16 protein-coding genes are annotated in these 14,335 nt (G+C 73.2%); 8 read left to right on the forward strand and 8 right to left on the reverse strand.

The window, feature by feature from the left end; translation table 11 throughout:
• The first annotated feature begins 2 nt into the window (after positions 1-2).
• The 3 genes from ABD363_RS15070 (at position 3) to ABD363_RS15080 (ending at position 2,974) form a co-directional block, all read left to right on the forward strand.
• Positions 3-773 carry an ABC transporter permease gene (locus ABD363_RS15070; protein WP_344603548.1) on the forward strand — a complete coding sequence of 257 codons (771 nt, stop codon included), beginning with the start codon at positions 3-5 and terminating at the stop codon, positions 771-773.
• Between the two features lie 120 nt (positions 774-893).
• Positions 894-2,102: an ABC transporter ATP-binding protein gene (locus ABD363_RS15075; protein WP_344603550.1), complete on the forward strand. Its 1,209-nt coding sequence runs from the start codon at positions 894-896 to the stop codon at positions 2,100-2,102.
• Positions 2,099-2,974: an ABC-2 transporter permease gene (locus ABD363_RS15080; RefSeq protein ID WP_344603551.1), complete on the forward strand. Its 876-nt coding sequence runs from the start codon at positions 2,099-2,101 to the stop codon at positions 2,972-2,974. Before ABD363_RS15075 ends, ABD363_RS15080 begins: the two co-directional genes overlap by 4 nt.
• Before the next feature lie 16 nt (positions 2,975-2,990).
• Here the strand turns inward: ABD363_RS15080 and ABD363_RS15085 are convergent, their stop codons facing one another.
• The gene (locus tag ABD363_RS15085) at positions 2,991-3,323 is read right to left on the reverse strand and encodes an ATP/GTP-binding protein (RefSeq protein WP_344603552.1); all 333 of its coding nucleotides are present in this window, start codon (positions 3,321-3,323) and stop codon (positions 2,991-2,993) included.
• Positions 3,324-3,565: 242 nt separating this feature from the next.
• Here ABD363_RS15085 and ABD363_RS15090 point away from each other — a divergent pair, with 242 nt between their 5' ends.
• Positions 3,566-4,594: an LLM class flavin-dependent oxidoreductase gene (locus ABD363_RS15090; protein WP_344603553.1), complete on the forward strand. Its 1,029-nt coding sequence runs from the start codon at positions 3,566-3,568 to the stop codon at positions 4,592-4,594.
• Between the two features lie 103 nt (positions 4,595-4,697).
• Here ABD363_RS15090 and ABD363_RS15095 read toward each other — a convergent pair whose 3' ends face one another.
• Complete coding sequence (locus ABD363_RS15095; RefSeq protein WP_265566588.1) at positions 4,698-5,090, reverse strand: SCO5389 family protein; 393 nt, start codon at positions 5,088-5,090, stop codon at positions 4,698-4,700.
• Between the two features lie 335 nt (positions 5,091-5,425).
• On the opposite strand from ABD363_RS15095, the gene nucS reads away from it, so the two are divergent.
• Entirely contained in the window at positions 5,426-6,106 is a 681-nt protein-coding gene (gene nucS / locus ABD363_RS15100) for an endonuclease NucS (RefSeq protein ID WP_344603557.1), read from the forward strand.
• An 89-nt stretch (positions 6,107-6,195) separates the two neighbouring features.
• Here nucS and ABD363_RS15105 read toward each other — a convergent pair whose 3' ends face one another.
• The 4 genes from ABD363_RS15105 to ABD363_RS15120 form a co-directional block, all read right to left on the reverse strand.
• Positions 6,196-8,793 carry an ATP-binding protein gene (locus tag ABD363_RS15105; RefSeq protein ID WP_344603559.1) on the reverse strand — a complete coding sequence of 866 codons (2,598 nt, stop codon included), beginning with the start codon at positions 8,791-8,793 and terminating at the stop codon, positions 6,196-6,198.
• Between the two features lie 274 nt (positions 8,794-9,067).
• Positions 9,068-9,391: an STAS domain-containing protein gene (locus ABD363_RS15110; RefSeq protein WP_344603561.1), complete on the reverse strand. Its 324-nt coding sequence runs from the start codon at positions 9,389-9,391 to the stop codon at positions 9,068-9,070.
• 266 nt (positions 9,392-9,657) lie between these two features.
• Positions 9,658-10,506 carry a 3-hydroxyacyl-CoA dehydrogenase family protein gene (locus ABD363_RS15115; protein ID WP_344603563.1) on the reverse strand — a complete coding sequence of 283 codons (849 nt, stop codon included), beginning with the start codon at positions 10,504-10,506 and terminating at the stop codon, positions 9,658-9,660.
• A gap of 209 nt (positions 10,507-10,715) precedes the next feature.
• Positions 10,716-11,357 (reverse strand): TetR/AcrR family transcriptional regulator, encoded by a 642-nt coding sequence (locus tag ABD363_RS15120; protein WP_344603565.1) that lies wholly within the window; start codon positions 11,355-11,357, stop codon positions 10,716-10,718.
• Between the two features lie 79 nt (positions 11,358-11,436).
• Between ABD363_RS15120 and ABD363_RS15125 the strand changes: the two genes are divergently transcribed.
• The 3 genes from ABD363_RS15125 to ABD363_RS15135 are packed head-to-tail and all read left to right on the forward strand — an operon-like array spanning position 11,437 to position 13,564.
• Positions 11,437-12,219, forward strand: a complete 783-nt coding sequence (locus ABD363_RS15125; protein WP_344603567.1) for an ABC transporter ATP-binding protein — start codon at positions 11,437-11,439, stop codon at positions 12,217-12,219.
• Between the two features lie 9 nt (positions 12,220-12,228).
• Positions 12,229-12,978, forward strand: a complete 750-nt coding sequence (locus ABD363_RS15130; RefSeq protein ID WP_344603569.1) for an ABC transporter permease — start codon at positions 12,229-12,231, stop codon at positions 12,976-12,978.
• Between the two features lie 13 nt (positions 12,979-12,991).
• The gene (locus ABD363_RS15135; protein ID WP_344603571.1) at positions 12,992-13,564 is read left to right on the forward strand and encodes a cob(I)yrinic acid a,c-diamide adenosyltransferase; all 573 of its coding nucleotides are present in this window, start codon (positions 12,992-12,994) and stop codon (positions 13,562-13,564) included.
• Here the strand turns inward: ABD363_RS15135 and ABD363_RS15140 are convergent.
• Positions 13,561-13,749: a DUF5708 family protein gene (locus tag ABD363_RS15140; RefSeq protein WP_344603573.1), complete on the reverse strand. Its 189-nt coding sequence runs from the start codon at positions 13,747-13,749 to the stop codon at positions 13,561-13,563. The genes ABD363_RS15135 and ABD363_RS15140 overlap by 4 nt on opposite strands.
• Positions 13,749-14,333 carry a hypothetical protein gene (locus tag ABD363_RS15145; RefSeq protein ID WP_344603575.1) on the reverse strand — a complete coding sequence of 195 codons (585 nt, stop codon included), beginning with the start codon at positions 14,331-14,333 and terminating at the stop codon, positions 13,749-13,751. Before ABD363_RS15145 ends, ABD363_RS15140 begins: the two co-directional genes overlap by 1 nt.
• Between the last annotated feature and the right edge of the window lie 2 nt (positions 14,334-14,335).

Genomic DNA, 14,335 nt, shown 5'->3' on the forward strand with positions numbered 1-14,335 from the left:
ACATGGCGGTCACCCAGGTCGTCCGGTCCGAATGGACCAAGATCCGGTCGGTGGCGTCCACCGTCTGGACGCTCTCCGTCGCCGTGGTCGTCACCGTCGCCCTCGGCATGCTGATCTCGGCGCTGTCGAGGAACGAGTTCGCCTCCATGAGCACGCGGGACAGGCTCTCCTTCGACCCGACGTTCACCAGCTTCGCGGGCATGAGCCTCGGCCAGCTGGCGATGATCGTGTTCGGGGTGCTCGTCGTGTCGAACGAGTACAGCACCGGCATGATCCGCACCTCGCTGGCCGCGGTCCCGCAGCGCGGCACCTTCCTGTTCGGCAAGATCGCGGTCGCCACCGCGCTGGCCCTCGTGGTCGGCCTGACCACCGCTTTCCTCGCCTTCTTCGTCGGGCAGGCGGTGCTCGGCGACCTCCGGGCGTCGATCGGGGACCCGGGCGTGCTGCGCGCGGTGATCGGCGGCGGGCTCTACATGACCCTCATCGCGACGTTCTCCATGGGCGTCGCCGCGATGCTGCGCTCGCCGATGCTCTCGCTCGGCGTCCTGATGCCGTTCTTCTTCCTCGTCTCCAGCATCCTGGGCAACGTCTCGGCGACCGAGGAGGTCGGCCGGTTCCTGCCCGACCAGGCCGGCAGCACGATCATGCAGGTGGTTCCCCCGGTCGGCGACGACACCCCGTACGGCCCCTGGGGCGGGCTCGGGATCATGGTGCTGTGGGTGGCCGCCGCCCTCGCCGGCGGTTACGTGCTGGTGAAGAAGCGGGACGCGTGAGGTTCTGCTCGCCCTTGGGCGGAACCGTCAGCGCCCCGATATCCTCCTAACCCTTACGGGGGGGCGTGTGCCCCGCTGTCCTGAGAACCTTCGCTGGGTACCTTCCGACGGGTGGGGAGCATGATCGAGGCAGTCGGCCTGACCAAGCGCTACGGCGACAAGACCGCTGTGCACAACCTGTCCTTCCAGGTACGGCCCGGCGCCGTCACCGGCTTCCTCGGGCCGAACGGCTCGGGCAAGTCGACGACGATGCGGATGATCCTCGGCCTGGACAACCCCACCGCCGGGCACGTCACGATCGGCGGCTACCCGTACCGCAAGCTGCCCAACGCCCCCCGCCAGGTCGGCGCCCTGCTCGACGCCAAGGCGGTGCACGGCGGCCGGTCCGCCCGCAACCACCTGCTGAGCCTCGCCCAGCTGTCCGGCATCCCGGCCCGGCGCGTGGACGAGGTGCTCGGCGTCGTCGGCCTGCACGACGTGGCGAAGAGACGGTCCAAGGGGTTCTCCCTCGGCATGGGCCAGCGGCTGGGCATCGCCGCCGCGCTGCTCGGCGACCCGCAGGTGCTGCTGTTCGACGAGCCGGTCAACGGCCTCGACCCCGAGGGCATCCTCTGGGTGCGGAACCTGATGAAGGCGCTGGCCGCCGAGGGGCGGACCGTGTTCGTCTCCAGTCACCTCATGAGCGAGATGGCGCTCACCGCCGATCACCTGATCGTCATCGGGCGCGGACAACTGCTCGCCGACATGAGCGTGAAGGACTTCATATCGGCCAATTCCGCCGACTTCGCGCGGGTGCGCACGCCCGGCACCGAGCCGCAGCAGCGCGAGAAGCTGTCGGGCGCGCTCACCGAGGCCGGCGGCCAGGTGCTGCCCGAGCAGGACGGCGCGCTGCGGGTGACGGGCCTGCCGCTGCCCCGCATCAGCGACATCGCGCACGAGGCCGGCGTACGGCTGTGGGAGCTGTCGCCGCATCAGGCCTCGCTGGAGGAGGCGTACATGCGGATGACGCAGGGGGTGGTCGACTACCGCTCGACCACCGACCAGAAGGAAGGGCTGCATCAGCCGCTGCCGCCCGGCGCGCAGCCGCCGGTGCCGGTGCCCGGGCAGGGCCAGCCGGGCTGGTACGCCCCGCCGCCGCCCCAGCCGGGCGGGCAGCCGTTCGCCGGGCCGCAGGGCGCGCCGGACCGGACGGGGCCGTACGGCGCCCCGGGCGCCCCCGCGGACGCGCCGGCCGCGCCCAACCCGTACGCGCAGCCCGCTCCCCCGGCACCGGCCCCGCAGCCCGCCGCCCCGACGACCGACGTGACCGAGCCCGAGGACGCCCGATGAGCACTCCGCAGCCCCCGATGCCGCAGGCCGCGCCCGCACCCCGGTGGCAGGCGGCGCCCGGCTCCCCGTTCCCCGTCTACACCTCGCCGATCCCGGTGGTGCGCACACACCTCGGGCACGCCGTCGCCTCCGAGTGGACGAAGATCCGCTCGGTGCGCTCGACCCTGTGGACGCTCGGCGTGTTCGTCCTGCTGGTCGTCGGCATCGGTCTGCTGACCGGTGTCGTGGTGGCGAGCTCCTCGTCCGACCTGTCCGGTGAGAACGCCCTGTCGCTGGGCTTCTTCGGGCTGCTGCTGGGCAGCATGTGCGTCATCACGCTCGGCGTGCTGACCACGGCCTCGGAGTACGGCACCGGCATGATCCGCACCACGATGACCGCCTGTCCCACTCGCGGCCGGGTGCTCGCGGCGAAGGCGATCGTGTTCTTCCTGACGGCGTTCGTGGTGACGCTGGTGTCCGTGTCCGTCGTCGCCTTCCTGCACGTGGCCATGCTGGGGGGCAACGGCGCCCGGGAGCCCTCCGGCGGGGAGTGGCTGAAGGGCACGGTCGGCGTCGCGCTCTACGTCGCGCTGCTCGGGATGCTCTCGCTCGCCGTCGGCTCGGTCGTCCGGCACTCGGCGGGCGCCATCACCATCATGATCGGAGCCGTGCTCGCGCCGCTGGTGATCGCGCTGTTCATGTTCTCCTCCTCGCTGGAGGACGTCCGCCAGGCCCTGTTCGAGTACTCGATCCCCAACCAGCTCAGCGTCTTCTACGCCAACTCCCTGAGCGAGTCGGGCCCGTCCGGCTGGGACCCGCTGTGGATCATGCTCGGCGTGACGGCCGTGGTGTTCGCCGGCGCCTTCGCGCTGCTGGAGAAGCGGGACGTGTAGGACGGGCGGACCCGGCTCAGAACCGGGGCGCGTTCCGGGACCGCTGCACCCGCGTGGTGCGGCGGTCCTTGGCGTTCCAGCACGCCTTGTGCCAGTGCCGGCGGTCGTCGACGCCCACGTACGACGGCCAGGCCACCACGTGCGGCACGCCGTCGGGGATCAACTGGTCGCAGCCGGGGCAGCGGTACGCCTTGCCCCGGGCGCTCGCGCCGGCCACGTGCCGCACGTTCCACTCCTCGCCCTGCCAGCTCTCCGTGGACTCCCAGCCGCCGTAGCGGCCGGGCCGGTCGTCCTCGGCGCTCCGGCCTGACCGGCCGACTCCCTTGGGTCGGTTGCGACGCGGGGACACAGGACACCTCACGGGGCTCTACGGGATGCACGGGCCCTGTCCAGCCTACGCGGCGCGGACAGGGGTACGCGTACACCACCGGCCGCCGAAGGTCCCCTCGCGGACCGGCGCGGACGCCCTCCGCGGCGTCCGGATCTCCGGACAATCCGCAAATCCCTTCGCAGAGCCGTGTCCTCGGCACGTGTCGGCCGGTTATGCCCGGTGGGGAGCTCCGTGTCGGAGCCGAGGAAGCAGGAAAAACGATGCGCGTAGGAAGTTTCGTGTTGGCGGCCCGGTTCCCCGGGCAGGGCGAGGGGGAGGCGCTGCACCGCGCGGTCCGCTCCGCCGAGGTCGCGGAGGAGGCGGGACTCGACACGGTCTGGCTGGCCGAGCACCACTTCGTGCCCTACGGCACCTGTCCGTCGGCCGTCACCCTGGCGGCGTTGCTGCTCGGCCGGACCCGCCGCCTCCGGGTCGGGACGGCGGTCAGCGTCCTGTCCACCACCCACCCCGTGACGCTCGGCGAGCAGGCCGCGCTGCTGCACGTGACGAGCGGCGGGCGGTTCTCGCTCGGCGTGGGGCGCGGCGGGCCGTGGGTCGACCTGGAGGTGTTCGGCGCGGGCCTGGAGGCGTACGAGAAGGGGTTCCCGGAGTCGCTCGACCTGCTGGTGCGCTGGCTGCGCGAACCCGTGGTCGGGGCTTCGGGGGAACGATTCGGCTTCCGTGAGGTGCCCGTCGTCCCCCGCCCGTCGGAGGCCCTGACGGACGCCGAGGGACCCGAGGTCGTCGTCGCCTGCACCTCCCCGGCGAGCGTGCGGCTCGCGGCCGAGCGCGGGCTGCCGATGCTGCTCGGCATGCACGTCGGCGACGAGGAGAAGGCCGAGATGGCCGCCCTGTGGCGGCGGCAGGCGCGGGCGGCCGGGCGGCCGGCGGAGGAGATCCACCACGCGGCCCATGTCTCGGCCGGCGTCTGCCAGATCGCGGACCGGCGCACGGACGCGGTGGAGACGCTGATGAAGGCGATGCCGGGCTGGCTGAAGCAGGGGCTGGACGCCCATGTCACGGTCGACGGCCGCCCCCGGCGGATGCGCGATCCGCTGGCGTACACCGAACTGCTCTGCGGGCTGCACCCGGTGGGCCCCCCGCGGCTCTGCGTCGACCGGCTCGCGGCGACCAGCGAACGGACCGGAATCTCCCGTTTCGCCCTGCTCGTCGAGGGCTCCGGGGATCTGGCGGCGACCGAGGAGAACGTACGGCGGCTGGGGGCCGAGGTCCTCCCGCACCTGAACTGACCGGGCCTTCCGCCGGGAACCACGGTGTCCCCCACGGAAGACCTGCCGCACCGGTACGAACCGCGCCCCCGTGTACGGGACGGCGACCCGAGGGCCGACCGCGTCAGCAGTCCCGGAGCTCCGGCGACTGGTTCAGCAACTGGCTGCGTACCGAGGTGAAACGCGCCAGCGTCTCGTCGACCGAGGAGTCGAGCGGGAACACCGCCACCCGGTGGCAGTTCTGGAAGGCCAGCCGCACACCGAAGTGTCTCTGCAGCGCGCCGCGTATCGCGTCGCTCGCGAGCGCACGCAGCAGCTGACCACGTGCCTGCTCGTCCGGCGGGGGCGTCTGGTTGTCGGCGAACTGGCCGCCGTCCACCTTCAGCTGTGCCACCAGAGAACTGATCATCTCCCACGCGTAGGGCAGGGAGGTCCGGACGCAGTCGACGAAGTCGGCTTCGTCGACCTCGCCTCGCTCGGCCTGTTCGAGCAGGGCCGGTGAGACGTCGAGCGACATGGGTTCTCCTCTCGCACCCCCGACCAGCAGGGGCTGCCTGACAGTAAGGGAAGCCCGCGATGCAGAACACGCTGTGTAAACATTCCGCGCCCTCCCGTTCAATACCGTAAGCAACGGGCGGTGGCCGCACCAGGCAAATGCCCGGATGCGCAAAGGTCGTTGGGCACACAATCGGCCACGGCGCGAACGAGGTCCTTCCGGCACAAGAGGGGCGGTCCGGCGCGCCTCCACCAGGGTGGCCGCGGTGGTCCGCCCGGCCTCCCGGGACCGGGCGGCGGCGGGTGCCGGGAGGGCGAATCGCGCTCACCGGGGCCCGTCGAGTAGCGTTGCCGACCATGCGTCTCGTCATTGCCCGCTGCTCCGTGGACTACGTCGGGCGGCTCACCGCCCACCTTCCCCCGGCCCCCCGCCTGATCCTGGTCAAGGCGGACGGCAGCGTCTCCATCCACGCCGACGACCGGGCCTACAAGCCCCTGAACTGGATGTCGCCGCCCTGCACGCTGAAGGAGGAGGCCGGTGGCTCCGACGGCGCCGCGGGGGTGTGGACCGTCGTCAACAAGGCGGGTGAGAAGCTCATCATCACGATGGAGGAGATCCTCCACGACTCCACGCACGAACTGGGCGTGGACCCCGGCCTGATCAAGGACGGTGTGGAGGCCCACCTCCAGGAACTGCTCGCCGACCGCATCGAGACCCTCGGCGAGGGCTACACCCTCATCCGCCGCGAGTACCCGACGGCCATCGGGCCGGTCGACATCCTGTGCCGGGACGCCGCGGGCCAGACCGTCGCCGTCGAGATCAAGCGGCGCGGCGAGATCGACGGCGTGGAACAGCTCACCCGCTACCTGGAGCTGCTGAACCGCGATCCCCGGCTCGCCCCGGTGCGCGGCATCTTCGCCGCCCAGGAGATCAAGCCCCAGGCGCGGGTCCTCGCCACCGACCGGGGCATCGGCTGTCAGGTGCTGGACTACGACGCGCTGCGCGGCATCGAGGACGACAAGCTGCGGTTGTTCTGAACCGGCGGCGCGGTCGCCCGGGGCGGCCGTACGACGACGAGGGCCGGGTCCGGCGTGCGGACCCGGCCCTCGTGCGTCGGCGCGATGCCTCAGATCACCGTGCCCGTGCCGCTGGGGCCGCCCGTCCCGCCGCTCCCCGGGGCGCTCGCCGAGGTGCTCGTCTCGACGGGGGCGCTCGACGTGACCGGGCCGCTGGCCGAGTTCGAGGTGGACGGCGAGGACGGCTGCGGCGCGGGCGTCGACGGCTCGGAGGCGGACGGTTCCGGCGACGACGGCGCGGAGGTGGACGGCCCGGGCGACGACGGCTTGGACGGGACGGGCGGCTTCGCGGTCGTGGGCGGCCTGGACGTCGGCGACTTCGACGGCGGCGGCGACGTCGACGGCCCCTCGCTGCCGCTGGGGTCGTCCGACGGCCGGGACGAGCCCGTGCCGGTCGGCGTCGGGTCGTCGGTGGTGCCGAAGGTGCCGTCCGGGCCGGGGCCGACCGGCCGGCTCGTCGCCGCGCCGGTGTCGCCGGAGCCGCCGCCGTCGTCCTGCGGCACGTCGGCGCCCAGGCTGCCGTCCTCGACGCCCCGACTGGCGGAGGGGTTGACCCCGACCTCGTCGGACGGGCGGTTGGCGTCGTTGTCGGACGTGGCGCCGAGGGTCACCACCGTGCCGAGCACGGCGACGAGCAGCGCGCCCGCGCCGGAGGCCACGAGGTTGCGCCGGGCGAAGCCCTTGATGCCGCCGCCGGCCTTGCGGGACGGCCCGGCGGACGGGGCGCGGTGGGCGACCGGGGCCGGGACGTCGGCGGGCCGCTGCAGCGGCGGGAACGCGGCGGGCGCCCCGCCCGGCGGCGAGGCGGACTCGTCGTGCCGCGCCTCGGGCGCCTCCTCCCCCGCGGTCGCCCCGAACGCGCCCGCGACGGCGCCGAGGCCGGGCGCGGTCCCCGAGCGGTCGGCGACCAGGGCGAGGGCACGGCGGCCGGCGACGGTGCCGCGCTTGTCGGCGAGCGCGCCGCGCAGGCCGATGGAGGCCTCCAGCTCGGCGCGGGCCCGGTCCAGCTGTCCGCCGCACAGCGCGAGGACGCCGAGCTCGTGGTGGAAGTAGGCCTGTTCGGCGACGTCCCCGGCGAGCCGGGCGGCCTCGGTGCCCGAGCGCAGCGCCCGTTCCCAGGCGCTCCAGTGCAGCCCGGCGGCGAACGCGGGCGCCGCCGTACGGGCCAGCCGGACGGCGGGGCGGTCCCCGCCCTCCTCGTCCTCCTCGGCCGGCGCGGTCGCCGGCGTCAGCACGGCGAGGGCGGCGAGCACCGCGTCGGCCTCGGCGCACACGCGTTCCGGGGTGACCGAGGGGTGCCCGGCCCACCAGGCGTAGTGCCGGGCGACGGCGAGGGCGTCGGCCTGGACGTCGTCGGCGTATCCGGCGGCCTCCAGCTGGGTCAGCACCCCGGCGGCCAGCCGGTAGCGGGCGCCCACCGGGGAGACCAGGCCGCAGCCGGCCAGCTCGCCGAGGGCGGCGTCCGCGTGGGTGTCGCCGGCCAGGGCGGGCAGGTGCGCCTGGTGCGGCACCTCGCCGCCGAGCGCGACGGCGAACCGCAGGGTGGCGCGGGCCGCGGCGCTCAGCCGGGAGGCGAGCAGCGGCGCGGGCGCGGCGGCCTCGCCGAGCGACGGCAGGGGGACGTCCTCGTCCTCGCCGGCGTCGCGGGGGGTGTCCGCGGGCGGCGCGTCCGCGAAGACGCCGAACTCGTCGACGGCCTCGGCGCCGGCCCGCAGCCGGTCGCGCTGGCGCAGCAGGGCACCGGCCTGGACGAAGCGCAGCGGCAGGCCCTCGGACTCGAACCAGAGGTCCCCGGCCCAGGTGGCCTCCTCCTCGGTGAGGGCGCGGCCGGCGGCGCGTTCGAGGAGTTCCAGGCTGTCCGCGCGGTCCAGGCCGCCGAGGACGACCTCCTCCACGGCCGAGTCGGCGGAGGGGGCCGGCACGTCCGGGGTGGCGGCGATCAGGAAGGCGCACTCGGGGGTGGCGTCCAGCAGGTCGTCCAGCGCGGCGCCGCCGAATTCGATGTCGTCGAGGACGACGACCGCGCCGATCTCCCGGACGTGGGCGAGCAGTTCGTCCCGGTCCGGGCGGTACCGGGGGGCGCGGTGGACGGCGTGGAAGAGGTCGTGGAGCAGGTCGTCGGCGGTGCGGCGGAAGCCGTTCAGGCGGACGACGCCGTCGGGGGCGAGGTCGGCGCAGTCCTCGGCGACGACGTCGAGGAGGCTGGTGCGGCCGGAGCCGGCGGGGCCGGTGAGGCGCACGGAGCGGCCGCGGGCGAGCAGCCGTACCAGCTGTTCGCGTTCGTCCTGGCGGGCCAGCAGCGGCAGCGCGGGCTGCGCGGGGCCGGGCGGGACGGGCGGCCGCGCGGCGCGCTCGGTCCCGGCGCGCTCGGCCGCGGTGAGCTTCTCGGGGCGGCCGGGCCGCTCCCCGGGCGGGCAGACCTCGATCTCGCTGCCGTCCACGGGGTTGACGGTGAGCAGGAAGTCGCCGGAGACGAGCTGCACCGTGCGGGCGAGCGCGGGCGCGTGCTGTCCGAAGTCGGAGGTGAGGGATTCCCTGGGCGGGCGCTGGCGCGGCGCGTGGCCTCCCCCGGTCTCGCGTTCGCTCGACCGGGAGGCGCCTCCACCGGCGTGGCCGTACTCCTCGGGTCCGCGGGTGTTCGGGTCCATAGGTCCAAGCCCCCCAAAAGCGTCCTGTGCTCTTCCAGCCCCTCCCGGCCTTGCCGCACACCGCGCTGTCGCTTCTGGTCCGGGCCCGCTAGAGGGTCGCATGGCAGCGGGCAGCCGAACCCTAAACCTTCGCTCAGTATCCCCGACAGCCCGGGGTGCCGCGCCGTCCGAGACGTCACAGTCTCGTGAGGATTGGGCGCGTCGTACGTTTCGCCGAGGGGTGTCCGGGTCCCCCCGGTACGCCGGGCCACACCCGTCGCGAGAGCCCGGGGGGTCACACCCTGGGCAGCGTCTCCACCCCGAGGCCGCCTTCGATGGCCAGGATCCGGTACAGCCGGGTGGCCACCAGCAGGCGCTGCATCTGCGGCGGTACGCCGCGCAGCACGAGCCGCCGGCCGCAGCGGCCGGCCCGCCGGTGGGCACCCATGATCACCCCGAGTCCGGTGGCGTCCCAGGAGTCCAGCTCTGACAGGTCGAGCACCAGGTCGCCGACTCCGTCGTCGACGGCCGAGTGCAGGACCGTGCGGGCGTCCGCCGCGCTGCGAACGTCGAGGCGGCCCCCGACGACCAGCTCGGCGTGGTCGCCCCTGATGTGCATATGCGCTCCCCGTGCGTGCGTCTCGTGCCTCGCGTCGTGGTGTCCTGCTGACGTGCCGCGGCGTTCCACCGATGCGCCGTGACGCGCGCTGACGCACTGTGGCGTTCTGCTGTCGCGCCGTGGCGTTCCGCTGTCGCGCCGTGGCGTTTTGTTGCTGTCCAGTGATGCAACCTCTGACTGCTTCGAACGGCCGGAGGTTGCCGTACGTAAGCGAACCGATACCGAATTCACCCCGGCGTGTGACGTTTCCGGGGGCTGACGCGCGGTCAGTGGGTGTAGAAGCCCTGCCCGCTCTTGCGCCCGATGTCACCGGCGTCCACCATCCGGCGCATCAGCTCCGGCGGGGCGAACTTCTCGTCCTGGGACTCGGTGTAGATGTTGTCGGTGGCGTGCAGCAGGATGTCGACGCCCGTGAGGTCGGCGGTGGCCAGCGGGCCCATGGCGTGACCGAAGCCCAGCCGGCAGGCGAGGTCGATGTCCTCGGCGCTCGCCACGCCCGACTCGTACAGCTTGGCGGCCTCGACGACGAGCGCGCAGATCAGCCGGGTGGTCACGAAGCCGGCGACGTCCCGGTTGACGACGATGCAGGTCTTGCCGACCGACTCGGCGAACGCGCGCGCCCTGGCGAGCGTCTCGTCGCTGGTCTTGTACCCGCGCACCAGCTCGCACAGCTGCATCATCGGGACCGGCGAGAAGAAGTGGGTGCCGACGACGCGCTCCGGGCGCTCCGTCACGGCCGCGATCTTGGTGATCGGGATGGCGGAGGTGTTGGAGGCGAGCACGGTGTCCTCGCGCACGAGCTTGTCGAGCGTGCGGAAGATCTCGTGCTTGACCTCGAGCTTCTCGAAGACGGCCTCGACGACGACGTCCGCGTCGGCGGCGGCGTCCAGGTCGGTGGTCGCGGTGATGCGGGCGAGGGCGGCGTCGGCGTCGTGCGCCTCCAGCCTGCCCTTGGCGACGAACTTGTCGTACGAGGCCTTGATGGCGTCGGTGCCGCGCCGGAGGGCCTCGTCGGTGACGTCGCGCAGGACGACGTCCCAGCCCGCCTGCGCGGAGACCTGGGCGATGCCGGAACCCATCAGGCCGGCTCCGATGACGGCGAGCTTCCGTGCCACTGTGCGACTCCCCTGATACGCGCTGTCCTTGGGACCTGGCGTCACATCCCCGCCGGCGCCCGCGGGGCGGGTCCGGCGGTGTCCGGTACGGCGGGAATGCGAGGCCGCGGTCACTGCCTCTCGGGCGGACACTAGCGCCCGGAAGAGCCCGTGTGACCGGTAAGTAACGCGCGTCACGTCTCACATGACGGACATCACACCGGCACGGCTCACTCCGCACCCCGGACGGCGTAGTTGAGCACTTTCTCGCTCAACAGTCCCTCCATCTCGTCCAGCAGCAGGAGCACCTCGCGGGAGACCTCGTTCGGCTCCCCGCCCGCGAGCATGCCCCGGCCGACGGCGGCCCGCACCGTGCTGTGCAGCCAGCCGATCTGACCGGCCATCAGGGAGGGCACGGGGTCGTCGTCCGGGGCGCCGGTCTCCTCGCGCAGGGTCCGCTCCAGGTCGTCGAGCACCTCCTGGCCGATCGCCCACAGCCGGGACCGCAGCGCGGACGACTCGTCGACGACCTTCATGAACTGCGCGTATCCGGCGAACAGGCCGGCGCGGGGCGAGACGGACTCGACCTCCTCGCGCAGCTCGCGCAGGACGGCCCCGGCGGCCGACTCCCCGTCGCGCCGCCCGCGCACCCAGCGCGAGAGCTGGTCGACGACGCCCTTGGAGCGGTCGAGGAACAGGTCCTCCTTGGCCGGGAAGTAGTTGTACACGGTGTTCACGGAGACGTTCGCGGCCTCGGCGATCTCCGCCACGGTCACCGCCTCGAAGCCGCGCTCGAGGAACAGGCCCGTGGCGACATCGGAGATGTACTGCCGGGTCTGCCGCTTCTTCCGTTCCCTGAGTCCCTCGGCCATGCCCCCATCCTAACTTCCTTGGTGCCTCCTAAAATTTGGGGCCATTGCAAAATTGCAGTGGATCTGTTTTTCTTGGGCCATGGCAATCATCAGCACGGCCGGCCTGGCCCGCACCTTCGCCACCAAGCACGGACCGGTCGAGGCGGTGCGCGGCATCGACCTGACCGTCCGCGAGGGGGAGATCCTCGGCTTCCTCGGCCCCAACGGCGCCGGCAAGACCACCACCCTCCGGATGCTCACCACCCTGCTCGCCCCCACCGGCGGCACGGCCACGGTCGCCGGGCACGACCTGGCGACCGACCCCGCGGGGGTGCGCGGGGCCTGCGGGTACGTGGCGCAGTCCGGCGGGGTGGACCCGCAGATCACCGTGCGGGAGGAACTGGTCACCCAGGGGCGCCTGTACCGCCTGACCAGGGCCCGGGCGAGCGAGCGCGCCGAGGAGCTGGCCCACGACCTGGACCTCGCCGGCCTCCTCGACCGCAAGTGCGCCGCGCTCTCCGGCGGCCAGCGGCGCCGCCTGGACATCGCGATGGCGCTCACCCACCGCCCCCGGATCCTCTTCCTCGACGAACCGACGACCGGTCTGGACCCCGGCAGCCGCGCCGCCCTGTGGGACCTGGTCCGCCGGCTGCGCGACGCGCACGGCACGACCGTCTTCCTGACCACCCACTACCTCGACGAGGCCGACGCCCTCGCCGACCGCCTGGTGATCGTCGACCGGGGCGTGGTGGCGGCCGAGGGCACCCCGAGCGCGCTGAAGCTCCGGTACGCGGGCTCCGTCGACGCGACCCTCCAGGACACCTTCCTCGCCGTCACCGGCCGCAGCGCCTCCCCCGCCGACACCGCCCCCGCAACCGTGTGAGGATCCCTGATGCTGTTGTCCGACACCGCGCTCGTCTACGGCCGCTACCTGCGCCAGTCCCTGCGCTCCCGCTTCGCGCTGCTCTTCGGCGTGCTGATGCCGCTGCTGTACCTGCTCTTCTTCGGTCCGCTCCTGACGGACCTGCCGCTCGGCGCGGAGGGCAGCTCCTGGCAGGTCCTCGTCCCCGGCCTGCTGCTGCAGCTGGGGCTGTTCGGGGCGTCGTTCGCGGGCTTCTCGATCATCATCGAGAAGGGGCACGGGGTGGTCGAGCGCATGCGGGTCACGCCCGTGAGCCGTCTGGCCCTGCTGCTGGGCCGGGTGCTGCGCGATGCCACCGTGTTCGTCTTCCAGGCGGTGCTGCTGGTGCTGGCGGCCGTCGCGATGGGGCTGCGGGCACCGCTGCCCGGCGTCCTGATCGGCTTCGGGTTCGTCGCCCTGCTCACCGTCTCGCTCGCCTCGCTGTCGTACGCGCTGGCCATGCGGCTCAGCACCCCGCAGGGGTTCGGCCCGACCGTCAACGCGCTGACCATGCCGTCGATGCTGCTGTCCGGCCTGATGCTCCCGATGACCCTGGGCCCCGCCTGGCTGGACGCGCTGTCCCGCCTCATGCCGTTCCGCTATCTGGTGGACGCGGTCCGGGACGCCTACGTCGGCTCCTACACGACGCCCGCCATGCTGTACGGCGTCCTGGTGGCCGTCGGTCTCGCGGCGCTGTCCGTGACGGTGGGCACACGCGTGTTCCGCGGCCCCGGAGCGTAACTAGGCTGGGCGCATGGTCAATCTGACGCGCATCTACACGAGGACCGGCGACCAGGGCACCACCGCCCTCGGCGACATGAGCCGGGTCGCCAAGACCGACCTGCGCATCGCCGCGTACGCCGACGCCAACGAGGCCAACGCGGTGATCGGCACGGCGATCGCGCTGGGCGGCCTCGACCAGGAGGTCGTCGAGGTCCTCACCCGCGTGCAGAACGACCTGTTCGACGTGGGCGCGGACCTGTCCACGCCGGTCGTGGAGAACCCCGAGTACCCGCCGCTCAGGGTCGAGCAGTTCTACGTCGACCGGCTGGAGGCGGACTGCGACCGCTTCAACGAGCGGCTGGAGAAGCTGCGCTCCTTCATCCTCCCGGGCGGCACGCCGGGCGCGGCCCTCCTCCACCAGGCCTGCACGGTCGTGCGCCGGGCGGAGCGCTCGACCTGGGCGGCGCTGGAGGTGCACGGCGAGACGATGAACCCGCTCACCGCGACCTACCTCAACCGCCTGTCCGACCTGCTGTTCATCCTCGCGCGCACGGCCAACAAGGACGTCGGGGACGTGCTGTGGGTGCCGGGCGGCGAGCGCTAGGCGCGGCCCCGCACCCGCCGGCACGGGCCGGCCGCCGCCGGCGCCCCGCCGACGCACATCAGCACCACGCCCACCTCGGTGGGGGCGACGACCGGCACCTCCACGTCGCCGGCGAACAGCCGCAGCGCCGGCCCGGCGGCGAAGGCGGCGGCCCTCTCCAGCAGGGTCCGGGACGCCTCGCGCATCACCGGACTCCCTCCTTGGTGAGCGCCGGTCCGCTCTCCTCGCCCGCCCCGGCGGGGGCCTTCTTCGGCCAGACGAAGTAGGCCAGCGCGACCAGTCCGTGGATGCCGGCGGCCCGCAGCGCCGTCCACTGGAAGGCGCGCAGCGAGGAGATGTCGCCCTCGTCGCCGACGTACCAGACCGCGCCCTGGAGCAGGCCGCAGGCGACGGCCGCGGCGAGCAGCGTGCGCAGCCACAGCCGGGCCTCGTGGCGGGCGCGGGCCATGCCGTAGCGGGGCGCGCCGGCCGGTTTCGGCGCCCCGCCCAGGCGGTGCGCGGCGTGGCCGTCCAGCCAGCGGATCGTGTAGTGGCCGTAGGCCACCGTGTAGCCGATGTACAGCGCCGCGAGGCCGTGCTCCCAGCCCGGTTCGGCGCCGTTCCTCAGGTCGACGGCCGTCGCCGCGAACAGCACCAGCTCCAGGACCGGCTCGCACAGCAGCAGCACCACGCTCGTACGGCGCCAGTTCAGCAGGTAGCGGACGGCGAGGCCGAGCGCGAGCAGCACCCAGAAGCCGACCTCGCAGGCGATGATCAACGCGACGATCACGA

Source organism: Streptomyces glaucus (genome assembly GCF_039533365.1).
GTDB lineage: Bacteria > Actinomycetota > Actinomycetes > Streptomycetales > Streptomycetaceae > Streptomyces > Streptomyces glaucus.